The 23279-nt window shown below is 73.5% G+C and carries 26 protein-coding genes; 14 read left to right on the top strand and 12 right to left on the bottom strand.

What is annotated here, in order from left to right:
- Nucleotides 1–1299 (top strand): hypothetical protein (locus tag E8D34_RS20905; RefSeq protein WP_168929521.1); only part of this gene is annotated, 1299 nt, incomplete at its 5' end.
- On the opposite strand, the gene E8D34_RS18265 is transcribed toward E8D34_RS20905, so the two are convergent.
- Nucleotides 1283–2614 carry a DUF2254 domain-containing protein gene (locus E8D34_RS18265; protein WP_136596099.1) on the bottom strand — a complete coding sequence of 444 codons (1332 nt, stop codon included), beginning with the start codon at nt 2612–2614 and terminating at the stop codon, nt 1283–1285. The genes E8D34_RS20905 and E8D34_RS18265 overlap by 17 nt on opposite strands.
- 34 nt (nt 2615–2648) lie before the next feature.
- Nucleotides 2649–3545 carry a DICT sensory domain-containing protein gene (locus E8D34_RS20900; RefSeq protein WP_168929520.1) on the bottom strand — a complete coding sequence of 299 codons (897 nt, stop codon included), beginning with the start codon at nt 3543–3545 and terminating at the stop codon, nt 2649–2651.
- Nucleotides 3546–3608: 63 nt separating this feature from the next.
- Between E8D34_RS20900 and E8D34_RS18255 the strand changes: the two genes are divergently transcribed.
- From E8D34_RS18255 to E8D34_RS18245, 3 genes are all read left to right on the top strand, one after another.
- Complete coding sequence (locus E8D34_RS18255) at nt 3609–3857, top strand: hypothetical protein (RefSeq protein WP_136596098.1); 249 nt, start codon at nt 3609–3611, stop codon at nt 3855–3857.
- Between the two features lie 6 nt (nt 3858–3863).
- Nucleotides 3864–4700, top strand: a complete 837-nt coding sequence (locus E8D34_RS18250) for an FHA domain-containing protein (protein ID WP_136596097.1) — start codon at nt 3864–3866, stop codon at nt 4698–4700.
- 93 nt (nt 4701–4793) lie between these two features.
- Nucleotides 4794–5696: a C1 family peptidase gene (locus E8D34_RS18245; protein WP_136596096.1), complete on the top strand. Its 903-nt coding sequence runs from the start codon at nt 4794–4796 to the stop codon at nt 5694–5696.
- Nucleotides 5697–5811: 115 nt separating this feature from the next.
- Here the strand turns inward: E8D34_RS18245 and E8D34_RS18240 are convergent, their stop codons facing one another.
- Nucleotides 5812–6390, bottom strand: coding sequence for a hypothetical protein (locus E8D34_RS18240; RefSeq protein ID WP_240771445.1), 579 nt, complete (start codon nt 6388–6390; stop codon nt 5812–5814).
- A gap of 168 nt (nt 6391–6558) precedes the next feature.
- Between E8D34_RS18240 and E8D34_RS18235 the strand changes: the two genes are divergently transcribed.
- Nucleotides 6559–6819, top strand: a complete 261-nt coding sequence (locus E8D34_RS18235) for a 2TM domain-containing protein (RefSeq protein WP_136596094.1) — start codon at nt 6559–6561, stop codon at nt 6817–6819.
- A 72-nt stretch (nt 6820–6891) separates the two neighbouring features.
- On the opposite strand, the gene E8D34_RS18230 is transcribed toward E8D34_RS18235, so the two are convergent.
- Nucleotides 6892–7377: a cupin domain-containing protein gene (locus E8D34_RS18230; protein ID WP_136596093.1), complete on the bottom strand. Its 486-nt coding sequence runs from the start codon at nt 7375–7377 to the stop codon at nt 6892–6894.
- 72 nt (nt 7378–7449) lie between these two features.
- Nucleotides 7450–8412, bottom strand: coding sequence for a trypsin-like peptidase domain-containing protein (locus E8D34_RS18225; protein ID WP_206056791.1), 963 nt, complete (start codon nt 8410–8412; stop codon nt 7450–7452).
- A 204-nt stretch (nt 8413–8616) separates the two neighbouring features.
- On the opposite strand from E8D34_RS18225, the gene E8D34_RS18220 reads away from it, so the two are divergent.
- The 4 genes from E8D34_RS18220 to E8D34_RS18205 all read left to right on the top strand — a co-directional run bounded on the left by E8D34_RS18220 (nt 8617) and on the right by E8D34_RS18205 (nt 12512).
- Entirely contained in the window at nt 8617–9645 is a 1029-nt protein-coding gene (locus E8D34_RS18220) for an inorganic phosphate transporter (protein ID WP_136596092.1), read from the top strand.
- Nucleotides 9642–10250 carry a DUF47 family protein gene (locus E8D34_RS18215; RefSeq protein ID WP_136596091.1) on the top strand — a complete coding sequence of 203 codons (609 nt, stop codon included), beginning with the start codon at nt 9642–9644 and terminating at the stop codon, nt 10248–10250. The genes E8D34_RS18220 and E8D34_RS18215 overlap by 4 nt, the downstream gene beginning before the upstream one ends.
- A 149-nt stretch (nt 10251–10399) precedes the next feature.
- The gene (locus E8D34_RS18210) at nt 10400–11365 is read left to right on the top strand and encodes an alkaline phosphatase family protein (protein ID WP_136596090.1); all 966 of its coding nucleotides are present in this window, start codon (nt 10400–10402) and stop codon (nt 11363–11365) included.
- A gap of 64 nt (nt 11366–11429) precedes the next feature.
- A complete protein-coding gene (locus tag E8D34_RS18205) occupies nt 11430–12512 on the top strand; it encodes an alpha/beta fold hydrolase (RefSeq protein WP_136596089.1) in 1083 nt (360 codons plus the stop codon).
- Nucleotides 12513–12532: 20 nt separating this feature from the next.
- Here the strand turns inward: E8D34_RS18205 and E8D34_RS18200 are convergent, their stop codons facing one another.
- From E8D34_RS18200 to E8D34_RS18185, 4 genes are all read right to left on the bottom strand, one after another.
- Nucleotides 12533–13453: a hypothetical protein gene (locus tag E8D34_RS18200; protein WP_136596088.1), complete on the bottom strand. Its 921-nt coding sequence runs from the start codon at nt 13451–13453 to the stop codon at nt 12533–12535.
- Nucleotides 13454–13743: 290 nt separating this feature from the next.
- Nucleotides 13744–14433, bottom strand: a complete 690-nt coding sequence (locus E8D34_RS18195) for a 3-oxoacid CoA-transferase subunit B (RefSeq protein ID WP_136596087.1) — start codon at nt 14431–14433, stop codon at nt 13744–13746.
- Nucleotides 14430–15125 (bottom strand): 3-oxoacid CoA-transferase subunit A, encoded by a 696-nt coding sequence (locus tag E8D34_RS18190; protein WP_136596086.1) that lies wholly within the window; start codon nt 15123–15125, stop codon nt 14430–14432. Before E8D34_RS18190 ends, E8D34_RS18195 begins: the two co-directional genes overlap by 4 nt.
- Entirely contained in the window at nt 15122–16354 is a 1233-nt protein-coding gene (locus tag E8D34_RS18185) for a thiolase family protein (RefSeq protein WP_136596085.1), read from the bottom strand. Before E8D34_RS18185 ends, E8D34_RS18190 begins: the two co-directional genes overlap by 4 nt.
- An 84-nt stretch (nt 16355–16438) precedes the next feature.
- Between E8D34_RS18185 and E8D34_RS18180 the strand changes: the two genes are divergently transcribed.
- The 3 genes from E8D34_RS18180 to E8D34_RS18170 all read left to right on the top strand — a co-directional run bounded on the left by E8D34_RS18180 (nt 16439) and on the right by E8D34_RS18170 (nt 18834).
- A complete protein-coding gene (locus E8D34_RS18180) occupies nt 16439–17341 on the top strand; it encodes a LysR substrate-binding domain-containing protein (protein ID WP_136596084.1) in 903 nt (300 codons plus the stop codon).
- Between the two features lie 55 nt (nt 17342–17396).
- Complete coding sequence (locus E8D34_RS18175; RefSeq protein WP_136596083.1) at nt 17397–17825, top strand: SRPBCC family protein; 429 nt, start codon at nt 17397–17399, stop codon at nt 17823–17825.
- An 88-nt stretch (nt 17826–17913) separates the two neighbouring features.
- Nucleotides 17914–18834 (top strand): methylenetetrahydrofolate reductase, encoded by a 921-nt coding sequence (locus E8D34_RS18170; RefSeq protein WP_136596082.1) that lies wholly within the window; start codon nt 17914–17916, stop codon nt 18832–18834.
- Nucleotides 18835–18882: 48 nt separating this feature from the next.
- On the opposite strand, the gene E8D34_RS18165 is transcribed toward E8D34_RS18170, so the two are convergent.
- Nucleotides 18883–19644: a trypsin-like serine protease gene (locus E8D34_RS18165; RefSeq protein WP_136596081.1), complete on the bottom strand. Its 762-nt coding sequence runs from the start codon at nt 19642–19644 to the stop codon at nt 18883–18885.
- 165 nt (nt 19645–19809) lie between these two features.
- Here E8D34_RS18165 and E8D34_RS20895 point away from each other — a divergent pair, with 165 nt between their 5' ends.
- Both E8D34_RS20895 and E8D34_RS18155 read left to right on the top strand, forming a co-directional pair.
- Complete coding sequence (locus E8D34_RS20895; RefSeq protein WP_168929519.1) at nt 19810–20271, top strand: DUF4395 domain-containing protein; 462 nt, start codon at nt 19810–19812, stop codon at nt 20269–20271.
- Nucleotides 20272–20613: 342 nt separating this feature from the next.
- Nucleotides 20614–21567, top strand: a complete 954-nt coding sequence (locus tag E8D34_RS18155) for an alpha/beta hydrolase (protein ID WP_168929518.1) — start codon at nt 20614–20616, stop codon at nt 21565–21567.
- Nucleotides 21568–21779: 212 nt separating this feature from the next.
- Here E8D34_RS18155 and E8D34_RS18150 read toward each other — a convergent pair whose 3' ends face one another.
- The gene (locus E8D34_RS18150; RefSeq protein WP_136596078.1) at nt 21780–22196 is read right to left on the bottom strand and encodes a cupin; all 417 of its coding nucleotides are present in this window, start codon (nt 22194–22196) and stop codon (nt 21780–21782) included.
- Between the two features lie 15 nt (nt 22197–22211).
- Entirely contained in the window at nt 22212–22808 is a 597-nt protein-coding gene (locus E8D34_RS18145) for a VOC family protein (RefSeq protein ID WP_168929517.1), read from the bottom strand.
- Between the last annotated feature and the right edge of the window lie 471 nt (nt 22809–23279).

Raw genomic sequence — 23279 nt, 5'->3', positions numbered from 1 at the left:
TGGATCGACTCCTACCCGTTCGTCCGGCTGCACCAGCCGTCGGGCTGGTACGGCGTCGGCTCGGCCGTGCTCGGCGAGGACCGGATCGCGACCGACGGCCCCGAGGCCGGCCACTACACCCGCGTCAGCGGCGTGGAGATCCAGGCCTACTTCGCGGAGCGGATGAGCGACCGGTTCCTGCCCTCGGGGCAGGTCCGGTTCCTGCCGAAGACCGAGTACGTCGACGGCCCGGCCGGCGAGCAGGGCGGGGTGCACCGGATCCGGTCCGTCTTCGGGGGCGAGGAGACCGAGGTGGTGGTGCGACGACGGTTGGTGGACGCGACCTGGACCGCCTCGCGGGTGCCGCAGACCTACGCGCCCCCGTTCGAGGTCGCCGACGGCGTACGGGTGGTGACGCCGACCGAGCTGACCCGTCTCGGCTTCGGCGGCGACGCCACCGGCGACGGGCCGGTCGGCGGCGTGACGATCGTCGGCACCGGCAAGACCGCCTTCGACACCGGGGTGTGGCTGCTGGAGCAGGGCTGCCCGCCCGCGTCGATCACCTGGATCCGCACCCGCGACGCGTGGCTGAACAACCGCCACTACATGCAGTCCGGGACGCTCTCGGACCTGACCGTGGAGGGCACGGTCGGCTTCCTGGAGGCGCTGGCCGCCCACGACACGATGGACGAGGTGCTCGCCGAGCTGGAACGGCGCGAGGTGATCCTGCGGATCGACCCCGACGTGCAGCCGACGATCTTCCGCGGCCCGACGATCAGCACCTACGAGGTCGACCAGCTGCGCCGGATCGACGACGTGGTCCGGCTGGGCCGGGTGCTGCGGATCGAGCCGGACCGGATCGTGCTGGAGCGCGGCGAGGTGCCGACGCCCCCGGACCAGGTGCACGTGCACTGTGCGGCGCCGGGGCTGCCCGACGGACCGCCCGTGCCGGTCTTCAGCGACGGCCGGATCACCGTGCAGTACCTGACCCGGCTCAGCATGCCGCTGAGCAGCGGGGCGATCGCGCGCCTGGAGGCACTCGACCTCACCGACGAGGAGCGCAACGCGCTCTGCCCGCCGAACTTCGTCGACGACACCCCCTACGGCTACATCCGGATGCTGCTCAACGGCCTGGCCACCGAGGGCGCCTGGCGCACCCACCCCGGGCTCAAGGACTGGTTCGCGAGCACCCGGGTCAACGCCACCCGCTCGCGCCCCGCCGAGGCCGACGACCCGGCGCGGCAGGCGCTCTACGGACGACTGCTGGAGGCGATCGAACCGGCCTACGCCACCTTGGACCGGCTCACGCCGGCTCCGTGAGGTTCTGCTCGACCACCCGGGTCAGCTCGTCGAGGCGGTGCCGCTCCTCGGGATCGAAGTCCTGGGCCGCGGCGGTGGCGCGCAGCCGCCGGAGCTGGTCGTGCACCACCGGGCGGTCCTCCGGGGCGGCACGGTGGCTGAGCGAGAGCAGCACCTGTCCGATCGCCTCCAGGAGCTGCGGGTCGGAGGCGCCGTAGCGGCGGGGCTGCTCGATGCCGAGCTCGACGTAGCCGGCCAGGTCCGGCTGGAGCAGGGCGACCCGCGCACGGTCCTGGTCGTCGCGGAGCACGGCGGGGCCTAGCTCGCGGTCGGTCAGCTCGCACAGCAGCGCCGAGACGTGGCCGAGGGCGTGGACGGCGGTCGTCGGGTCGTTGATGCCCGGGGAGAGCGCCTTGTTCGCGACGTCGGCGAGCTGGCGCAGGCCGTAGGCGACGTCCTGGGCGGCGGTGCGCTCCGGCCCCGTGTGCAGGCAGCCGGCGACCCGGTCGGCGATCCGCGCCGCGTCCTCGTCGTCGAAGGTGCCGCCGCGCGCCGGCCAGACGCGCCCCAGCGGCGTGCCGACCACCAGGAAGCTGCCCGGGTGCACGTCGAGGGCGACCTGGGCGTCCTCCTCGACCGCCACCTTCAGCAGGCCACCGCGGTCGACCCGGGTCAGGAAGCCGCCGTCGCGCACGAGCAGCGGACGGACCTCGCCGAGCGGGGCGGCGAACGGCGGCAGCGGGGCGGCGTCCGGGTCGCGCTCGGGCAGCACGGCGCGCAGGGTGGCCGAGGCGTCCCGGTGCACCTCGGCCAGCATCGTCTCCACGCGCAGCTCGCGGACGAGGTGGGCCAGGAACAGCACCAGGGCCAGCACGCTGGTCAGCGCCAGCACGAAGGCGACCGAGACCGACAGCTGCGGCACGGTCGCCGGATCGCCGTTGCCGATCCGGACCGCACGCATCACGGTCAGCGCGTAGGTGAAGGTGCCCAGGAAGATCGCCAGCGTCGCCTGCACGAACTGGTCGCGGACGAAGGTGCGCAGCAGCCGCGGGGAGAACTGGCTGCTGGCCAGCTGGAGCGCCACCACGGTCAGCGAGAAGGTCAGCGCGGTCACCGACACCAGGGACGACGCGATCACACCCAGCAGGGAGAGCGCGGCCTCACCGTCCCCGCCGAAGAGCCAGCCCTCGAACGGCCCGCCGAGGTGGGGGTCGAGGGCCGCGTCGACCTCGGGCAGCCACAACCCGAGCAGCACCGCCGCGACCACGGCAACCGTCGGGACCGGCCAGAGCCGGGCCTGGACCGCGTCACGGGTGGTGGCCAGCCAGGTCTTCATGGGCACAGCCAACCAGAGCGGCGCCCCCCGGGCGTCACGCACCTCCGTAGCGGTCGACGTAGCTGAGCACCCGACCGAGCATGGCGCCGACCGAGACCAGGTCGGCGACGCCCCCCGGCGGCTGGTCCGCGAGCTCGTAGAGCACCGGCGCCGCCGCGGCCGCGCCGGCCCGCTGCGCCACACCGGCGCAGGTCCGTGCCGCGTCCCGCACGGCGACCGGATCGACGGTCAGGATCGACTCGAAGAGACGTTCGCGGTCCGGCACGTCGCGCTGCCCGGGGATCTCCCAGGCGGTCAGCGCGACCGGCAGGTCGACCGCATCGCAGATCACCGCCCACTCCCGCGCCAGCGCCTCCTCCGGCGGGAGCGGCACCAGCACCGGACCGGGACGCGCCCCCGAGCCGATCACCCTCGGCTCCCCCAGGTCGGGGAACTCCGCGAACGCGAACGCCGCCCGGGACACGAGTGCCAGCTCCTCCCAGCGGGCCCGGGCGGGGGCGTAGTGGCGTTCCTTCTGGAACGCGCCGAACAGCAGGGCGCGCTCGGCCTTGGCGCAGAACTCGTCTTCGATCGCCCAGGAGAGCGCGAGCAGCGTGCGCTTGTGCAGTCGCTGCACCGGGAGGTGCGGGTGCTGGCGCCGCAGCTCGGCGTAGACCGACGGCACCTCGCGCGTCTCCTCGGCGAGCGCGTCGGCGATCGCCACGTCGAGCCGCACCCCCGCGTCACGGCGCCGTACGACGCGGTCGACCGCCGCGACGTCGGACTCCAGGTAGCGCCGGTGGCCCCCCTCGAGCCGGCGCGGCCGGGGGAACCCGTGCCGCTGCTCCCACGCACGGAGCGTGGCCTGGCTGACCCCGGTGCGCTCGGCGAGCGCGCCGATCGTGAGCAGATTTGCCTCGACCTCTTGCGGAATCCTCGACACCATGTTCATGCTAGGCAGCATATTCCTCGACATCCTGTTTAGGAATAGGCAAATTCTCCCAAGGAGGCAGTGATGGCACTCAGCACCCAATCAGTCGATGGCAGCGCCGGCGAGGTGGTCGACTGGACCGACCTCGGACAGCGGATGTGGTCCTTCCTGACCGGCCGGGAGGCGGCGATCCACTACCGGTTCTCCGACATGTCGATCGAGGTCCCCCGGGACACCGGCTCCAACGCACCGCGAGCCACCTGGAAGCTCAACGGCACCCTGACCGTGACCACCAGCGACGCCGGCGAACCGGTGCCGCCGAACGCCGGCTGACCCGTCATGGCTCTCGCGGTCTCGGCCGACCTCGCCCTCGACCTCGACGTCGAGGGCGGGGCGACGGTGCATGCGCGACTCTCCGGTCGGGGCAACCGGCTCGACCTGGAGGTCGACGACCCCGGCGCGTTCGCGGGCGGGCGGGACGCACCCGCGGTGCGTGCGCTCGCCGAGGGTCTGGCCGCCCAGGGCCTGGTGATCCGGGTGGTCAACGACGGCCGGCACCTGGTCTCCCTGGGCGCGGTCTCCGCGCCGTGGTGGCAGCGCCGGGTCACCGGGTCGCGGCGGATCCGGATCGGCAGCATCCGCGGCGCGCTCACCTCGGCCCGCTCCCGCGCCCGCGGCACCGGACCCGTGCTCCCGGACACGACGCTCCTCCCCCCGACCACCCTGTGGCCGCTGGCGCCGACCTTCCAACGGCGGCCCCGGCGCCGGATCACCACCACGCACGACCCCGCCCGCGGCGGCTCCCCGCGCCTGCTGGTCTCCAAGGAGATGGTCTGGCCGGGCGACCGGCAGCCGATCTTCTGGCTGACCGAGCGCGTCGTCCTCGGCTCCGGCCCCGAGGCCGACATCCGACTCCCCGGCCTCGAGCCGGTGCACGCCGTGATCGAGCACGACGACCGCGACGAGTACGTCGTCACCGCCGTCGCCGGCGTCACCCGGGTGCACGGGGCCCGGGTGGCGCGGACGCTCCTGCGCACCGGGGCACGGCTCGAGGTCGGCGACCACCGGCTCGTCTACTACCGCGAGGAGTACGCCGATCACGGCCGGCCCTACGGCGGGCGCATCGGTGGCGAGGCCGGCCACCAGCAGCCGCAGCCGCCCCGGGAGGCGTCCTGAGCGGCACCCCGTTCGCACTCCCCTTCCGGGGCCTGGCGGGCTTACGCTGAGGAACGGTCGAATCCCGGCCCCGACCCCTTGGTGGTGGTGAGCATGAACGTCACCTGCACGGCCCACGGTCACGGTCTGGGCTGGCTGCCCGACCTCCCCGACGCCCGGGACTTCCACCCGGGCGAGGGGAAGCGCGACGAGGCCCCCGACGACGTACCGGCGCTGCTGGCGGCCGCCGGGGCCGGCGCCGACGCCCCGGCGCCGCCCGCGTCGGTGGACCTGCGTGACGGCTTCTCCCCGGTCGAGGACCAGGGACAGCTCGGCTCGTGCACCGCCAACGCGGGCGTGGGCATGCTGGAGTACTTCGAGCGACGGGCGTTCGGCAAGCACGTCGACGCCTCCCGGCTCTTCCTCTACAAGGTGACCCGCAACCTGATGGGCGAGACCGGCGACACCGGCGCCTTCCTGCGCACCACGATGCAGGCGCTGGCCACCTTCGGCGCGCCGCCGGAGGAGTACATGCCGTACCGGATCAAGAGGTTCGACCAGGAGCCCACCGCGTTCGCCTACGCGTTCGCGCAGGGCTACAAGGCGGTCCAGTACTACCGCCTCGACCCGGGCGGCACCACGCGCAAGGCGTTGCTGACCCGGATCAGGACCAACCTCGTCGCCGGCCTGCCCTCGATGTTCGGATTCTCCGTCTACTCCTCCTACACCCGGGGCAGGAAGCCGGGCGAGATCCCCTACCCGGCGCCGAAGGAGCGCCAGGTCGGTGGCCACGCGGTGGTCGCCGCGGGGTACGACGACGGGCGCAAGATCACCGGCACCGACGGCAGCACCACCACCGGCGCCTTCCTGATCCGCAACTCGTGGGGCACCTCGTGGGGCGAGGACGGCTACGGCTGGCTGCCCTACCAGTACGTCGAGAAGCACCTCGCGGTCGACTGGTGGAGCCTGATCAAGAGCGACTGGATCGACACCGGGGCCTTCGGACCGAAGGGCTGAGCCGCGCGACGCGCGAGGCCCCCGCCGTGTCCGGCCGGGGCCTCCGATCTCCTCTCCGCCGTGCGTCGGCTGCTCTCCGTCCTGCTCGGCTTGGTCCTGCTCGGCTCCGTCCTGCTCAGCGCGACTCGAACCAGGGCCGGTGCAGGTCGAAGAACTGCGCCCCCGCCATCGCGTAGTCGAGGTCGGAGCGCACCTCGGCCGGGGGCTCCGCCTGCTCACCGGCCCGCGCCGCGTCCTCGCTGGTGAACGCCACGGTCTCGGTGAAGGTGCCGTCCGCCTCGATGGCCAGGGTGCCGCCGATGATCTCGGGGCGCATCTCGTGCAGGGTGTCGGTGTCGGCCATCATGGCCTTGAGCCGGTCCACGTCGTCGACCTTGCCGCGGATCACCTGCACGAAACCGGCGCTGTCGGAGCCGCCGTCGAAGAGCAGGGTGACGTCGTCGCAGTCGTGGAACTCGACCGGACCGTCGAACAGCGCCATCATCCGCTCCGCCCAGGCGCCCTGCTCCGGCCGGCCCGAGTTGGCCATCGCGGCCTCCCTGGACTCGAATCTGACGACACCCACGAACATGTCGTCGTCGGCGAACCCGTAGGTGCCTCCGAGCCAGCCGTCCGCCCCGGCGCTGAGCTCGGTGCGCCAGGTGTCGAGGTGCTCGTGGAGCTCCTCCTGGCGCGTGCACTTTCCTTGAATCACTTGTATGAACATGCTGTGCTCCTCCTCCTAGGGGGTGCCCACCTCTCGGGATCGGGGGGTGGAGGGCAACCGTCGAATCTACGCCGACGCAGCGTCCCGCGACAGGACAGAATCGGGTACGTCGGCTCCGCGCCGGCTGGGCTACCGTGGACCGGAGGGGGTGGGGCGATGACACCCACGGACGGGGACCCGGACGACGGCCGCGCACACCTCAAGGCGGTCCGCGACTTCTTCTACCACCTGACCGTCTTCGCGTTCGTGACCGCGCTGCTGGCCGTCGTCGACATCCGCGGCGGGAAGCAGGACGGCTCCGTGGCCGGCCTGGACTGGGCCTACTGGATCATCCTGTTCTGGGGCTTCGCTCTCTCCGCCCACGCGGTGTGGGCGTTCCTGGGCGACCACCGACTGCGCAACAAGCTGCGGGAGTGAGCGCCGGGGCCGGGGCCCGTTGCGGGAGCCGGCCGCGCCGGCGGCTCACCGGGCGGATCTCGCCGGTAGGTCTCACAGGTAGATGTTGTCGTGCCGCTCGAAGAAGGCCGCCAGCTCGTCGTGGCTGGGCGTCCAGCGCCCCTCGGCGAGCTCGACCAGCCCCTCGAAGTACTCCTCGCGGGGCGCGCCCGGCGCGAACAGGATCAGCATCGTCGCCGGCGCGCCGGACTCGTTGCGGAAGCCGTGCACCCCGCCCTCCGGGACGAACAGGAAGTCCCCGGGGCCGCCCTCCAGCCAGCTCGCGCCGTCGTAGAGGCGGACCGCCCCGGAGACCACGAAGAACGACTCGCTCATCGTCCGGTGGAAGTGCGGCTCGGCGCCGCCGGCCTCGGCCGCCATGTCCCAGCGGAACAGGCCGAACCGACCACTGGTGGAGGCGCCGGTGGCCAGGTAGCTCGCGGAGCCTCCAGCGCGGCGCAGGTCGGGCGGCGCGTCCGCGGGTCGGAAGCGGGCGCTGACCTCCCCACCACCGAAGTACGTCGGGTCCGGGTACGACATGGCCCGACGCTAGCCCGGGACCGGCGCCGGCGCACTCACCGAAACCGGGGACCGTGCGCGGCCCGGCGCGGCTCAGTCGCGCAGCTCGGCGGGCTCGGCGACCACGTCGACCAGGGCACCGTTGCGCAGCACGGTGATCTCCATCCGCGTGCCGATGGACTCGGCGAAGAGCCGCTTCTGCAACGACTGCGCGTCGCGCAGCGGCACGCCGTCCACCGCGATCAGCAGGTCGCCGCCGCGCAGCCCGCTGCCGGCGGCGGGGCTGGCGTCGACCACCTCGGCGACCCGCAGGGCGGTGCGATGTCCCGTGCGCTCGGCCCACCCGGGCGGCAGCGGCGCGGGCGCGGTGACCAGACCGAGGTAGCCGCGGCGCACCCGGCCGTCGCGCAGCAGCGCGCCGATGATCCGGTGGGTGGTGGCGTTGACCGGCACCGCCAGGCCGAGGCCCACCCCGGCGACGGCGGTGTTGATCCCGACCACCCGGCCCCGGGCGTCGGCCAGCGCCCCGCCCGAGTTGCCGGGGTTGAGCGCGGCGTCGGTCTGGATCACGTCCTCGATCAGCCGGCTGCCGCGCCGGGTCCGCGCGGGCATGGCGCGCCCGAGCGCGCTGACCACGCCGGCCGTGACCGATCCGGACAGCCCCATCGGGTTGCCGACGGCCACCACGAGCGAGCCGACCCGGAGCGTGTCGGCGTCGCCGTACTCCGGCGGGGCCGGGACCTCGCGGTCGGCCCGCACCACCGCGAGGTCGGAGAGCGGATCGCGTCCGACCACCGAGAACCGGGCCCAGGTGCCGTCCCCGAACTCCGCCTCTCCCACGAGCGCGTCCCCGGTGCCGGCCTCGCCGACCACGTGCGCGTTGGTGATCAGGTGCCCCTCGCCGGTGAGCACGACGGCCGAGCCGGCCGACTCCCCACGCGGTCCGCGCAACCGGAGCGCGGCGACCCGCGGGGTCAGCGCCGCCGCCACCCCGGTGACCACCGCGGAGTAGGCGTCCAACGGCTCCTCGGGGTGCTGTCCCGGCTCGGCGTCCACGATCGCCCCAACCGCCGCCCGCGGGCCACGATTCCACCGTTCGCCCACGGCGGACACGGATCGGGCGCGGGCCGGCCCGCTCCTCGGCGGCACCCCGATCAGGGACACGCAGGCTGACCGCCGCGCGCCACGTCACATGGATTTCCGCCCCGAAATCCGCGCATTCGGGGCGGAGATCCACGTGACGGCGGCGAGACTTCACTCGTGGGCGGTGTCGAGATCGGCGTGGTCGCCGTCGTCATCCTGGCCGTCGGGTTCGACCTGACCAACGGCTTCCACGACTCCTCGAACTCGATCGCGGCGCCGGTGGCCACCCGGGCGATGCGCCCGCTCACCGCGGTGCTGGTGGCGGCGGTCTTCACGATCCTCGGCCCGATCCTGGCCGGCACAGCGGTCGCGGACACCGTCGGCGGCCTGGTCACCTACGCGCCGGACGACACGATGCGGATCCTGCTCGCCTCCCTGCTGGCGGCCGTCGCGTGGAACCTGCTCACCTGGTGGCGGGGCCTGCCGTCGTCCTCCTCGCACGCGCTGGTCGGCGGACTGGTCGGCGCCGGCGTCGCCGAGGGCGGCCTCGGCGCGATCGACTGGGGCGGCTTCGACGGGTGGCGGCCCACCGGCGTCGCCGCGGTGCTCGCGGTCCTCGCCATCTCCCCCCTCGTCGGGGCCGGTGCCGGGTGGCTGGGCGAGCTGGCGGCGACCCGCGCCACGCGCCGGGCGCGGCGCGGCCTGACCCGCCACCTGCTCCGCGGCGAGTGGGTCACCTCCGCGGCGCTGGCCTTCGCCCACGGCACCAACGACGCCCAGAAGACGATGGGCGTGATCACGCTGGCCCTGGTCGCGACCGGCGCGATCCCGTCGTTCGCGGTGCCGATGTGGGTCAAGCTCGTCTGCGCCACGGCGCTGACGGTCGGTACGGCGCTCGGCGGCTGGCGCATCGTGCGCACCGTGGGCCGCGGCATCTACCGGATCCGGCCGTTGGAGGGCCTGGTCACCCAGGGCGCCAGCTCCGTGGTGATCGGTGGGGCCGCGGCGCTCGGCGCCCCGGTCAGCACCACCCACGTGGTGGCCTCCTCGGTGGCCGGCGCCGGCGCCGAGCGGCGATGGCGTCACGTGCGCTGGCCGGTGGTCCGCGAGATCGGGCTGGCCTGGCTGGTGACGCTGCCGGCGTGCGCAGGGATGGCGGTCGGCGCGATCCTGCTGGAGAAAGCGGTGGAGAGGGTGGTCGCATGAGGAAGCACTGGTTCCTGCCGGAGAACCCGGACGTGCTCGGCACGCTCCGGGAACAGGCGGACACGACCGTGGAGGGCGCGGCGGCGTTCGCGGCCTGGGCCGACGGCGAGGCGGCCCAGGGAGCCGCGGTCCGCGCCTGCGAGCACCGCGCCGACGCGCTGCGCCGGCGGCTCAGCGACGAGCTGCGCCAGGCGTTCAGCACGCCCATCGACCAGGAGGACCTGTTCACCCTCGCCGAGCGTCTCGACGTGGTGCTCAACGGCCTCAAGAACGTGGTCCGCGACGCGGAGGCGTACGCGGTGGCACCCGACGCCCCGATGGCCCGGATGGCGGCCGACATCGAGGCCGGGGTCCGGCACCTGCACGCCGCGCTGACGCACCTGACCGACCCCGGCGACCTGCCCACCCGTGAGGCGGACGCGGCCGTGGCGTGCGAGCGGCGGATGGAGGAGGCGTACCGGGAGGCGATGCGCGGCCTGCTCGCGCTGGGCGACCTGCGCGAGGTCGCGGCCCGCGGCGAGCTCTACCGCCGTACGCTCGAGGTGGGCGAGCGGATCACGCGGGTCGCCGACCGGGTCTGGTACGCGGTGGTCAAGGAGGCCTGACCCCGGAGCCGGACCACAACGGCGCAGGCCAGGTCCCCAATCGCGGGGTTGCCGGCCCGCGGTCAGGTTGGTTGCATGGTGGGTCCGGCATCGTCGAGCCCGACGAGATGCCCACCACGCCACGAGCCTGCATGGGAGGCCGGCTACCGATGTTCCATGTCCCGCGCCGCACCCCGGCCACCACCCGGGTCCCCGCGCTGGTCTCCGCGCTGCTCTGCGTCCTCGCCCTCCTGGCGTCCGGGTGCGCCTACCAGATCGACCCCTCGGAGGTGGCGACGCCGAGCTCGGACGAGAGCTCCACACCGACCGCCTCCGCGACGCCGGTGGTGGGGAGGGTCGACAAGCTCCTGGTGTTCGTGGTCGAGAACCACTCGATGGAGCAGATGAGGGACCAGATGCCCTGGCTCGACGGCCTCGCCCAGAGCTACGGGTCGACCACCCGCTACCGGGCACTGACCCATCCCTCGCTCCCCAACTACCTGGCGATCGCCGGCGGCTCGACGTTCGGCATCACCGACGACGCGCCGCCCACCGAGCACCCGCTGTCCGGGGCCAGCGTGTTCGGGCGCGCGATCGCGACCGGCGCCACCGCCACGGTCTATGCCGAGGACATGCCGAGCGCCTGCTACACCGCGGACTCCGGCGAGTACGCCGTCAAGCACAACCCGTGGGCCTACTTCGCCGACGAGCAGGAGACCTGCCTGACCCACGACGTGCCGCTCGCCGCGCTGGCCGGCGACGTCAAGAGCGGGCAGCTGCCCGCGGTCGGCATGGTCATCCCCAACCTCTGCAACGACGCCCACAACTGCCCCCTCGCGCAGGCCGACACGTGGCTGAGCGAGCAGGTGGGCGAGGTCATGGCGGGACGGGACTGGGCGTCGGGCCGGCTGGCGATCGTGATCACCGCGGACGAGGACGAGACCCAGGGAGCCGGTGACAACCGGGTCCTGACCGTGGTCGCGCACCCGCGGCTGAAGGGCGTCGAGGTGGACGCCCGCCTCACCCACTACTCGCTCTCCCGCGCCTACGCCGAGGTCGCCGGCTTCGCGCCGCTGCGCAAGGCACGACGGGCGACGTCGCTGCTGGCGCCGTTCGGACTCGCCGCGGGCGGCTGATCGGCCGCGGCCGCGGCCGCTCCGACCGGGCCCCCGCCACCGCGGCGACCGCTAGCATCCCGGCATGCTCCCACCGCGGACCGCCTCCGCCCGGAGCCGCCGGCGGGAGCCGGCACGGTGGACCGCCGCGCTCGTGGGAGCCGTCGCCACCGTGATGGCCGGCTGCGCGGGCATCACTCCGCCGGCCCAGTCGACGACCCAGTCGACCGCCCAGTCGACCGCCCAGTCGACCGCCCGGTCCGCACCGGCGCCGGGCGCTGCCCGGTCCGCACCGCCGGCGGCGGAGCCGGCCATGGCCACCCTGGCCGACCTCGCGCGCGCCAGCGGGGCGCCCTCGGCGCTGCGCGGCGTGAGGATGATCGAGGCGACGCCCTCGTACCGGCGCTACCGGATGGAGTACGGCAGCGACGGGCGCAGCGCGAGCGGCACGCTGACCCTGCCGACCGGGGTCGGACCGTTCCCCGCCATCGTCTCCGTGCACGGCTACCACCCGCCGGCGACGTACCGGGTGGGCCAGGGCATGACCCGCGAGGAGAGGATCTTCGCCAGCCGCGGCTACGTCGTGATCCATCCCGACCTGGCCGGGTACGGCGACTCGACGGCGATCTCCCTGCTGGAGCGGAACCTGGGGCTGGCCCACGCGCTCGACGTGGTCAACGCGGTGCGCGCGGTCACGGCGCTCGACGTGGTCGACCCGGACCGGGTCGCGCTGGTGGGGCGGTCGATGGGCGGCATGATCTCGTTGAACGTCCTCGCCACCCACCCCGACCTGGTCGACGGCGCGGTCCTGATGTCGCCGGCCTCCTCGTTGTTCGAGGACAACCTGCGCATCCTCCACATCGACCGCAGCCGCCCGTTCGCGCGGTTCGTCGCCCGGCGCAGCGAGTCGCAGTCGGCGGCGGAGATCTACGAGTCCCTCTCCCCGCGCTCGCTGTTCGACCGGGTCCGTGCCCCGGTCCTGGTCGACCACGGGACCGCCGACGCCGTCTGCCCAGCGGAGTGGAGCGAGCAGACCGTGACCGCGCTGCGTGAGCACGGCGTCGACGCGCGTCTCGTCCTCTACCCCGGCGAGGGTCACGTCTTCGATGCCAGCGCGGGCGCGGCCGCGGAGGCCGCGGTCGCCTTCCTCGACGAGGTGCTGGGCTAGTCGGCGGCGCCGCGGGACGGTCAGCCGCCCCAGGTGCGCTGCAGCAGGCCCGCGGGGCGGTAGTTCACCGTGACCCGGTCGCTCAACGCGGAGCTGGCGTCGCCGGGCGACTCGGCGATCACCGAGAACGGCGCGACGACGAACAGCCGGACGGCCGCCGTGTCGGTGGTCCACTGGAAGAAGACGGGGCTGCCGTCCGGACCGACGACCGACTCAGCGGGGCTGCCGAACCTGGCCTCGAAGTGGGCGGCGGCCTCGGCCACGCTGGCCCACTCCTGGAAGGTCAGCGTCACCGGCCCCGAGGGCGCGGTGACCCGGCAGCCGACCTCCAGCACCACCGAGGCCCCGGACGATGCCGTCGTCGCGCAGTCGCCACCGCCGAGATCGGGGCTCGGGAAGACCCACTGGATCGCGGCGAGGCCGGTCAGCCCGGGGCAGCCCGACCGCCGCGCCGCCGTCGAGCCGTCCCAACAGAGGACCGACGTGACCTCCGTCGTGGCCTCCGTCGTGGCGGACGTCGGCGTCGGGCTGGGCGGGGGCACGGCCCCCGCCGACGCCTCTCCCCCCGCATCTCCCTCGGCATCCGCCTGCGCCCCCGCGTCCGCCTCCGGGTCGGCCGCGGCGTCGGCCCCGTCGGGCGCCGCCACCGACGCCGTCCCCGGGGCCGCGGCCACGCCGTTCCCGGCGTCCTGCCAGAGGTAGAGACCCACCCCGCCGCACGCGACGACGAGCAGCACGGAGACCACGCCCACCACCCAGCCACCGGCGCCACCGCGCCCGGCGGGCTGCTCGGACCACGTGTCGAACGGCACCGGCGACGACGTCGGGAACGGCTCCGGCGAGGCGGGGACGGCGGCCCGCCCGGCCATGCGCGACGCGGGAGCGACCACGGGCGGCGGCAGGACGCCCTGCGGGCCCGGCGCCGGCGTCACGGCCAGCACCGCGGCCTCCTCCTCCGACACGTCCGGCGGTGCCGGCTGACCGCAGGTCGCGCAGAAGGCGTGGGACGGCTCGCGGCGAGCGCCACACCTCGCGCAACTCCAGCGGTGCGGGTGGTCCTGCATGTCTCCCCCATGTGCGGTCCTGCCCGGCGCGGCGACTCCGCTCCCCGGATCCTGTGGCCACCGGGGGCGAAAATCAACCGCGTCCCCGCAGGCCACACGGGATTTCCCCGGTCTGGTGGACGGCCGGCTCGGATCAGGGACCGGGTCGGTCGGCCGTCGGGACCGGGTCAGTCGGTCAGCAGGGTCACCGGGGCGAGCAGCTCGGCGAGCTCGTCGGCGGTCCGGCCGACCGCCTCCACCACCCGCACGCCGGCCGGGGTGATCTCGAAGGTGCCGAGGTCGGTGTAGACGCGGTCGATGCAGCCGACGCCGGTCAGCGGGTAGGTGCACGCCGGCACCAGCTTGGGGCGGCCCGCCTTGTCCAGCAGCGTCATCATCACCCAGACCCGCTTCGCACCGATGGCGAGGTCCATCGCGCCGCCCACCGCCGGGATCGCGTCGGGCGCCCCGGTGTGCCAGTTGGCCAGGTCGCCGCCCTGGGACACCTGGAAGGCGCCGAGCACGCAGACGTCGAGGTGGCCGCCGCGCATCATCGCGAAGGAGTCGGCGTGGTGGAAGTACGACGCCCCGGGCAGCTCGGTGACCGGCACCTTGCCGGCGTTGGTCAGGTCGGGGTCGACCTCGTCGCCGTGGGCCGCCGGGCCCATGTTGAGCATCCCGTTCTCGGTGTGCAGCACCACGCCCGAGCCGGCCGCCAGGTGGTCGGCGACCAGGGTCGGCTGACCGATGCCGAGGTTGACGTAGGCGCCGTCGGGGTGGGCGGCGGCGATGTCGCGTGCGATCGCGTCGGCGATCTCGTGCTGGGTGCGCGGCCGGGTGACGGTCGCGTCGCTCTCACTGGTGGCACTGGTGCTCATGCAGAGGCCTCCTGCGTGCTCTGGCCGGCGTGGACGGCGGGGACGATCCGGTCGACGTAGATGCCGGGGGTGACCACGGCCTCCGGGTCGAGGCCCCCGATCGGCACCACCCGGTCGACCTGGACCACGGTGGTGGCCGCCGCGGTCGCCATCACCGGGCCGAAGTTGCGCGCGGTCTTGCGATACACGAGGTTGCCCATCCGGTCGGCGACGTGGGCCTTGACCAGCGCGAGGTCGCCCCTGATCGGGTACTCCAGGAGGTAGGTGCGCCCATCGATCACCCGGGTCTCCCTGCCCTCGGCCAGTGGGGTGCCCACACCCGTCGGCGAGAAGAAGGCACCGATGCCGGCGCCCGCGGCGCGCATCCGCTCCGCCAGGTTGCCCTGCGGCACCACCTCCAGCTCGATCTCACCGGCGCGGTAGAGGCCGTCGAAGACCCACGAGTCGGACTGCCGCGGGAAGGAGCAGAGCACCTTGCGGACCCGTCCGGCGGCGAGCAGCGCGGCCAGGCCGGTGTCCCCGTTGCCGGCGTTGTTGGAGACCACGGTCAGGCCGCTCGCGCCCTGCCGGATCAGTGCGTCGACCAGCTCCACCGGCATCCCCGCCATGCCGAAGCCGCCGACCAGCACGGTGGCACCGTCGGGGGTGTCGGCGACCGCCTCGTCGTAGGAGTCGAGGATCCGGGCGGTCACGACCGGACCCCCGGGCTCACGTTCTCCAGTACGACGGCCAGCGCCTGCCCCACGCCGATGCAGATCGCCGCGACGCCCCACCGCCCTCCGGACTGGACCAGCCGGGCGGCCAGGGTGCCGAGGATCCGGGCGCCGGAGGCCCCGAGCGGGTGCCCGATGGCGATGGCGCCGCCCTTGGCGTTGACGATCTCGGGGTCGACCTTCCAGGCGTCGACGCAGGCCAGGGACTGCACCGCGAACGCCTCGTTGAGCTCGACGGCGGCCACGTCGTCCCAGCCGATGCCGGCGCGGGCGAGCGCCGCGTTCGCGGCCTCGACCGGGGCGAAGCCGAACTCCTGCGGATCCAGGGCGTGCGCCCCGCGGCCGGCGATCCTGGCCAGCGGCGCGCGGCCGATCCGGCCGGCCACAGCCTCCGAGCCGATCAGCAGGGCGGCGGCGCCGTCGTTGAGCGGGCTGGCGTTGCCGGCGGTGATCGTGCCGCCGGCCTCCGGCGTACGGAAGGAGGGCGTGAGACCGGCGAGCCTCTCGGGGGTGGAGCCGTCGCGGATGCTCTCGTCGCGAGCCAGCGCCGCCGGGTCGACCCCGTCCACCGGCACCACCAGGTCGTCGTAGAAGCCGTCGGCCCAGGCCCGGGCGGCGAGCGCGTGGGAGCGGGCGGCGAAGGCGTCCTGGCGCTCGCGGGAGATCGCGAACCGCTCGGCGAGCTGCTCGTTGCACTCCCCGAGGGAGGCGGTCCACTCCTTCGGCATCCGCGCGTTGACCAGGCGCCAGCCGAGCGTGGTGGAGACGGCGGTGGCGTTGCCGGCCGGGAACGCCCGGTCGGGCTTCGGCAGCACCCAGGGGGCGCGGGTCATCGACTCCACGCCGCCGGCCACGACGATCTCGGCGTCGCCGGTCTCGACGGCGCGGGAGGCGATGATCGCGGCGTCCAGGGAGGAGCCGCAGAGCCGGTTCACGGTCGTGGCCGGGACCGAGGTCGGCAGGCCCGCGAGCAGCACCGCCATCCGACCGACGTTGCGGTTGTCCTCGCCCGCCTGGTTGGCGCAGCCCCAGACCACGTCGTCGATGCGACCGCCGACGCCGGTCTCCGCGGGGTCGAGGTCCGGGGCGCGGTCGAGCACGCCGCGCAGCGCCGTGGCGGCCAGGTCGTCGGGGCGGACGCCGGCCAGGGCGCCGCCGAACCGGCCGAAGGGGGTGCGGGCGCTGGCGAAGAGGTAGCTCGCGGTCACGCGTCCCACGCTAGGCAGCGCCACTCATCACGTCCAATATCACTTCTGCCCAGATTCATAAGTGCAGTGCATAGAATGTGCGGCATGGAGGTCCGCCTGCTGCGCTCGTTCCTGGCGCTGGCCGAGGAGCAGCACTTCGGCCGTGCGGCCGAGCGGCTGCACATCGCCCAACCGGCGCTCTCCCAACAGCTCAAGCGGTTGGAGCGCGAGGTCGGCGCCGAGCTCGTGGAGCGCTCGACGCGCAGCGTCCGGCTCACCGAGGCCGGCCGCCTCCTCCAGACGCGCGCCGCCGAGATCGTCGGCGCCGTCGACCGCACCGCCGCCGACCTCGAGCTGATGGCGCAGGGCCGCGCCGGCCGGGTCCGGCTGGGCTTCGTCGGCACCGCGACGTACGACGTGCTCCCCCGGGTCGCCCGGCGGGTGCGCGACGACCTGCCCGACCTCGACCTCGACGTGCGCGGCGAGCTGCTCGGACCGGCGCTGCTCGACGCGCTCCGAGCCGGCGAGCTCGACCTGGCCGTGCTGCGCCCCGGCGGACCGGCGCCGGCCGACCTCGTCGTACGACACCTGCGCACCGAGCCGCTGCTGGCCGTGCTGCCCACCGGGCACCGGCTCGCCGACGCCGAGGCGCTGGAGCTGGCCGACCTGGCCGGCGAGCCACTGGTCACCCACCCGTCCGGCCACCGCTCGGCCGCGCGATCCACGATGCAGCCGCTGGTGCTGACCGCCTTCCGCGAGGCCGGGCTGAACCCGCAGCTGGTCGAGGTCGGTGAGACCGGCACGCTGGTCGCCTTCGTCGCCGCCGGGCTCGGCGTCGGGCTGGTGCCGGCGTCGGTCCGGGCGCTGCGCCTGGACGGCGTCGCCTACGTGCCGCTGGCCGGGGACCCGGTCACCGCGCCGCTGGCGCTGGCGCACCGGCCCGAGCCCGGCGCCGCCGTCGAGCGGGTGGCCGAGGTGGTGCGCCGGGTGACCACCGGCCCGGACTGACGATCGTCCCCCACGGCCCTGGCCAGGCTCCCGATCGGGCGAGCATGATGGCCCCATGATCCGCGCGACGGCCCGGTCCGCAGCACAGCCCGAGCTGCTGTGGAGGCTGGCGAGCGACGTCGAGCACTGGGGAGACCGGCTGCCGACCGTCGACTCGGTGCGGCCGCTGGACGGCGCGTCCCACGGGGGTCCCACCTGTGCCGGCTCGAGGTTCGAGGTCCGCCAGCCGGGATTGCCCCGGGCCGTGTGGGAGGTCACGGAATGGCGGGAGGGTCGCACCTTCACCTGGGTGTCCACCACCCCGGGCGTCCGCAGCACGGCCACCCACACCGTGGCCGCCGACGGTGCGGGCTCGCGGCTCGAGCTGTCGCTGGAGTGGACGGGAGCGTTGGCCTGGGCCCTGCGCCTGGCGATCGGGCGCAAGGCCCAGGGCATGGTCGAGACGGAGGCCGAGACCTTCGCCCGGCTGGCCGAGCAGGCCTGAGGCGACGCCCGCCCCCGCCCGGGTCGCCGGCACCTGCGCGGCCCGCGCCGATGACGGCCGGCCGTCGGCGACCCACTACCGTCGCGATGTGGATCTCACGTCGCGCCTCAGCTCCGGTCAGGGCGACCTCGTCCTCTTCGCGGTGACCCCGCCGCGTCGCTCGACGCCCGCCGACCGGCTGCCCGAGATCGCCCGCGCCACCATCGAGCGCCTGGACCACCTCGATCTCGACGGCCTGATCCTGTACGACATCGATGACGAGAGCTCGCGCAACCCGACCGAGCGACCGTTCCCCTTCAGCCCGACGGTCGACCCGGCGACGTACCGCGCCGAGCACCTCCAGGCGTGGCGGACGCCGGTCGTCGTCTATCGCGCCGTCGGCAAGTACCAGCCCGACGAGCTGCGCACCTGGCTCACCGAGCAGGATCCCCGCAGCACGCTGACGGTGATGGTCGGCGCCGCCTCGAGCGGCACCTCCGCACCCGTCTCCCTCGCCGACGCGCAGGCGCTGCGCGCCCAGGTGAGCCCGGAGCTGCTGCTGGGCGGCGTGGCGATCCCCGAGCGGCACAGCCGCCGCGAGAACGAGCACCTGCGGCTCATCGCGAAGCAGGAGGCGGGCTGCCGCTTCTTCGTCACCCAGGTCGTCTACGACCTCAACGCCGCCAAGAACCTGGTCTCCGACTACCGCTACGAGTGCGAGTCGCGGGGGCTGGCCCCGGTGCCGATCGTGTTCACGTTCTCGGTCTGCGGCTCGATGAAGACCCTCGAGTTCCTCCGCTGGCTCGGCGTCGACGTGCCCCGGTGGATCGAGAACGACCTGCGGCACGCGGCGAACCCGCTGCGAGCCTCGCTGGAGCAGGCCGTGGTGACCGCGGTCGAGCTCATCGACTTCTGCCGCCGGCTCGGGGTCCCGTTCGGGATCAACGTGGAGAGCGTCTCCATCCGACGCGAGGAGATCGAGGCGTCGGTCGAGCTGGCGGCGCAGCTGACCGCGCACGTGCGGGCCTAGCGGCAGCCCGCTGCGCGCCGCGCGGGGTCGACCTTCCCCGACCGGCCGTCAGGGCAGCGCGACGTACTGGCCCAGGAAGGCCCGAGCCGACCCGGTGTCGAGGCGGTAGTCCACGTTGGTGGCCCGGCACACGGCGTCGCCCGTGATCGTGATGGCGGCGACGACGTCGGTCGCGCCCAGGAAGTTCGGGCCGCCGGAGTCGCCGTAGCAGGTCCCGCCGTCGCCCCTGCTGGGGTTCATCGAGATCCGCAGCCAGGTCTTGTTGACCGCGTTCAGCCTGCCGGTGGCCACCATCCGGCGGTCGTCGTACAGGTAGCGGTGCCCTCCGGGCTCGTTGGTCACCTCGTACGCCCCGTAGCCCACCGAGGTGAACGACTGCCGGTGGGGCAGGTGGGAGAGGGCGCCGGCCTCCGGCAGCCGCGCGGGCGTGATCCCCGCGACCGGGGCGTCGAGGACGACGACCGCGATGTCGTGGGCGTCGCTCTGGTTGCCGGGGTAGAGCGGGTCCGCGTGGAAGGTGCCCGCGTGGACCGCGTCACCGTCCACGTAGTCGCTGTCGAACGTCACCCTGACCGGCTCGCCCTCCTCGCCGCAGTGCGCGGCGGTGAGGAAGACGGTCGGCGACACGAGCGTGCCGGAGCAGTAGACCCAGGTCCCGTCGGAGTACTGGGTCGGCGACACCAGCCCGCCGACCGCGGGATGGCCGTCGCCGTCGGGGGCGCCGTTCGTGATCGCCGTCGCGGGCGAGCCGACGAGGAGCCCGGCGCCGGCGACGACCAGGACGAGGAGGAGCGTGAGTGGGCGGCGCATGTCGACTCCCGAGGACGGTGGGCGTGGAGACCCACCCTCGGCGGTGGCCCCGGGCGCGTCAAGGGGCCCGGGCGGCGCCTCCCCGGCGGGTGCGGCGCCCATCGGAGAACCGGGGCAGCGCCTATCGTGGGCGCGAACAGCGGGCGCCCACTCCACGGAGGCCTCATGGCCGGCAACCGAGTCACCACCTGCCCCCTCCGCGGCCAGGTCGACCCGCGACTCCTGCGGTTCAGCGCCGGCGCCACCGCCGCGGTCCTCGCCGTCGTACTGCTGATCGTCGAGGCCGCGCGTCCCTGGGGCATCGGCCTGCTCGGCACCCAGGTCGCCGTCTTCGCGTTCACCGCGTTCGTCAGCTTCCAGTGGTCGGTCTGGGCCCAGCTCTATGCCCGCTTCATCTGGCCTCTCCTCGGACCGCCCTCCGCCGTCGAGGACACGCGGCCGCCGCGGCTCGCCCAGCTGCTCGGCTTCGTGCTCACCGCTCCCGCCCTGGTCCTCCTCGCGATGGGCGTCGACGTCGCCGGCTACGCCCTGACCGCACTCGCCTGCGGCCTCGCCGCCCTGAACGCCGCCACCGGGCTGTGCCTGGGCTGCCGGGCCTACCCGCTGGTCCGGTGGCCGTCGACCTGACCGGGGCGGGTGGATGTGGGGGTGGCGCCTTCGCGGCAGGTCGACGCGTGCTCGGCGGCGCGACGACAACGACTGGTGCAGGCGGTCGCCGTGGCGTGATCCCGCAGATCAGCAGTCGGGCGACGCACGTGCTGGCCCCGTCGTGAGCAGAACGGTCTGGCAACAGGTCTCGCCGCCCCGATGCGGCGAACGTCTCTGGCTGTGAGGCGGAAGGTCCCGACCGGTACGCGTCCTCCGCCCCTGCCGTCGAACGCCGGTACCGGCGAGCCTGGAGGGGTGTCCAGCAGCGGCCGGCGTACACGGGTGCGGCGATGGGGGCGCCCCCGGAAGGCGGCGACGAGGGTGTCGGTCCAGATCGAGGGTGTCGCGCAGGGCATCGTCATCACTGGCGCCGACCCTGCCCGCCCTGTGCTCCTGTGGGTGCACGGCGGGCCCGGGATGCCGGACTACGTGCTCACGGACGGGTACCCGCCCGCCCTCGAAGACCTCTTCACGGTGGCCTGGTGGGACCAGCGCGGCGCCGGTCTCTCCTACGACCCGGCCATCCCGCCGGAGTCGATGACCATCGAGCAGTTCGTCGAGGACACCCTCGCGGTGACCGACTACCTCCGCGAGCGCTTCGACCAGGACAGGATCTTCATCCTCGGGCACTCATGGGGCAGCTTCATCGCGATCCAGGCGGCAGCCCGCTCGCCCGAGCGCTATCGCGCCTACATCGGCATGGCGCAGGTGGTGCACCAGATCGAGTCGGAGGAGATCGCCTACGACTACATGCTCGACGCCTATCGCGCGCGGGGGAACAGGCGGATGGTGCGAGCCTTGGAGGCAGCGCCGGTCACTGCGTCTGGAACGCCCGCGGCGTACCTGCGGTTGCGCGACAAGGCGATGCACGGCCTCGGAGTGGGCACCACCCGCCACATGCGCTCGGTGGTCACCGGGATCTTCCTGCGCTCGGTCGGCTTCCGTGGCTACAGCGTTCGCGAGAAGGTCGACCTGTGGCGTGGCCGCGCCTTCTCTCGCAGCTTCGGCCTGTGGGAGCAGTTCATCCACATCGACCTCCGCGAGCGGGTGCCGAGCCTGGAGGTCCCGGCGTACTTCCTCGAAGGCAGGTTCGACTACACCTGCGTGACCGCGTTGGCCGAGGACTACCTCCGGCGTCTGGCTGCGCCGGTCAAGGGGCTCTACGTCTTCGGTGACTCCGCGCACAGCCCCGTGCTCGAGCAGCCGGAGCTCGCCCATCGCATCCTGGCCACGGATGTGCTCAATGGCACGACCAGCCTCGCCGACCTTCGGTGAGGCGGCCGCTGCCTGACCTCGGGGTGGCGCGGCGCGGAATGGGTGCGGACTGAGATCGGCCGCGATTCGGCGCCGGGCGACCTCGACGACGTAGGTGTCGTGGTTCCGGCGGGGCGCCCGATCGCGGCGAAGTGACGCATCCGTCAGGCATCCGCCGGTTCTCCCGACCCCAGCGAGCCTGGGAAGGCTGCCCGGAGATGTCACGGCGCCGGCTACTCCCGATCCGGAGGCGTGGACCCCGGGCCAAGTTGGGGCGCCCACGGACCCTGGACGAGGACGGCCTCATCGTCCCCGGGCCACGGGGGCATGGCGGTGCAGGTGAAGACGAGGGGAGCCGGGCCGGAGCAGCGGTACTGAAAGGCCGTGCCGAGTGGAATGTCGACGCAGACGCCGGGGACCAGTTGAGTGACGCTCTCGTGGCCATCCTTCGCTCGGCGCCAGACCTCGCCCTCGCCTGCGAGGACGAACCAGTATTCGTCGATGGTTCGGAAGTGGCACGCGTGGCCCACCATCCCTGCCGGCACGGTGGAGTGGATCATGTTGCCGTGCGGCCCGCTCATCAGGAACCGGATGTGCGCTCCTAGGGGCGAGCGGCCTCGCTCGGCGGTGTCGACGGTCGCGGTCTTCATCTCTCATGAGTCCCGTCAGCGCGGCAGCGGCGTGGGCCCGGTGGCGGTCACGAGCCGCTGCGGGGCCCAGCCCTCGACATGACGGAAACCGTTCTTGAAGGGGCCGGCGTCCAACTCCACCGACGCTCGCAGCGAGAGCCGGTAGAACTTCACGTGCGTGAAGTCCTCGAACAGGATGTACACGGGATCTGGGTTGCTGTGAGGGCCCTGGAACTGCTGCCCCGTCAACACCGGCTTGTGGTCCTCGATGAACTGCTCGAAGGCTGGTCCGATCACCACACCGAGATGTTCCAAGCCCATCTTGTATACGCGCTGGTGCACCGGAGGGATCAGCTCGATGAGCGGCACGGTCTTGCCGTCGAGAACCTCAAGGGGCTCGGCGAGCACGATCAAGGAGATCGGTCGACCGTTCCAGACGTTCTCGCTGTTGAGGACCGCATGGCGCTCGAGCAGAGTACGCACGCGTAGGTAGTCGTCCCATTCCGCCACGCGAACAGCGAGGTGACTGAGGTCGTAGGGGCCGATGTCGATTCCTCGATCGAGGAGTGCCTGCCGTTGTTTGGCGGCGAACGCCCGGTAGTCACCGATGACATCGCTCACAGGATCAGACACGGTGCGTCCTCTTCGTCGCTGAGTGAGCCTTCGGTGCCTTCGGCCGCCGCCACGTCTGCTCCCACCGCAAGGTTCGTATGAACCATCCAACCCCTCGGGCCTGCACCTGCCAATGGCGAGCCGAAGGAATGCGCTCATCCAGGGCAAGCGGGGCGCGGCCAAGTGGGGCGGAACGCGGCGGAGTGCATCGGCTACTTGGGCGGTCGTCGAACGCCGGCGTCACAACCAGAATGGCTGGGATCGATGCGGTGCTGTCGAGGCGTCGGGGTGGATGGGGGTCCTTCTGCAACCCGCGCTTGCAGATCCGGCTGGGGGCCTTTCGGGTGGCGCCTTGGCCGGGCGGACGCATCGAGTGAGATCAGGGTCCATTCGTCGCTCGCGTGCCTCGGCCGGGCCGAACCGGACGTCGACGGGCCCGGAGCCCGCCACCTCGCGGCCGTCCAGGGACTGCGCCACCGTGAGCTCACCGCC

This window comes from Nocardioides sp. GY 10113 (genome assembly GCF_004919105.1).
In the GTDB taxonomy this organism is placed as follows: domain Bacteria; phylum Actinomycetota; class Actinomycetes; order Propionibacteriales; family Nocardioidaceae; genus Nocardioides.
The sequence above is the reverse complement of the archived record's forward strand: the minus strand, read 5'-3'. Positions and strand labels throughout refer to the sequence as shown.

Coding starts and splice junctions, on each gene's coding strand:
- E8D34_RS18265 (WP_136596099.1), bottom strand. CDS start 2,614: ATGAAGACCTGGCTGGCCACCACCCGTGACGCGGTCCAGGCCCGGCTC.
- E8D34_RS20900 (WP_168929520.1), bottom strand. CDS start 3,545: ATGAACATGGTGTCGAGGATTCCGCAAGAGGTCGAGGCAAATCTGCTC.
- E8D34_RS18255 (WP_136596098.1), top strand. CDS start 3,609: ATGGCACTCAGCACCCAATCAGTCGATGGCAGCGCCGGCGAGGTGGTC.
- E8D34_RS18250 (WP_136596097.1), top strand. CDS start 3,864: ATGGCTCTCGCGGTCTCGGCCGACCTCGCCCTCGACCTCGACGTCGAG.
- E8D34_RS18245 (WP_136596096.1), top strand. CDS start 4,794: ATGAACGTCACCTGCACGGCCCACGGTCACGGTCTGGGCTGGCTGCCC.
- E8D34_RS18235 (WP_136596094.1), top strand. CDS start 6,559: ATGACACCCACGGACGGGGACCCGGACGACGGCCGCGCACACCTCAAG.
- E8D34_RS18230 (WP_136596093.1), bottom strand. CDS start 7,377: ATGTCGTACCCGGACCCGACGTACTTCGGTGGTGGGGAGGTCAGCGCC.
- E8D34_RS18215 (WP_136596091.1), top strand. CDS start 9,642: ATGAGGAAGCACTGGTTCCTGCCGGAGAACCCGGACGTGCTCGGCACG.
- E8D34_RS18210 (WP_136596090.1), top strand. CDS start 10,400: ATGTTCCATGTCCCGCGCCGCACCCCGGCCACCACCCGGGTCCCCGCG.
- E8D34_RS18205 (WP_136596089.1), top strand. CDS start 11,430: ATGCTCCCACCGCGGACCGCCTCCGCCCGGAGCCGCCGGCGGGAGCCG.
- E8D34_RS18195 (WP_136596087.1), bottom strand. CDS start 14,433: ATGAGCACCAGTGCCACCAGTGAGAGCGACGCGACCGTCACCCGGCCG.
- E8D34_RS18180 (WP_136596084.1), top strand. CDS start 16,439: ATGGAGGTCCGCCTGCTGCGCTCGTTCCTGGCGCTGGCCGAGGAGCAG.
- E8D34_RS18175 (WP_136596083.1), top strand. CDS start 17,397: ATGATCCGCGCGACGGCCCGGTCCGCAGCACAGCCCGAGCTGCTGTGG.
- E8D34_RS18165 (WP_136596081.1), bottom strand. CDS start 19,644: ATGCGCCGCCCACTCACGCTCCTCCTCGTCCTGGTCGTCGCCGGCGCC.
- E8D34_RS20895 (WP_168929519.1), top strand. CDS start 19,810: ATGGCCGGCAACCGAGTCACCACCTGCCCCCTCCGCGGCCAGGTCGAC.
- E8D34_RS18150 (WP_136596078.1), bottom strand. CDS start 22,196: ATGAAGACCGCGACCGTCGACACCGCCGAGCGAGGCCGCTCGCCCCTA.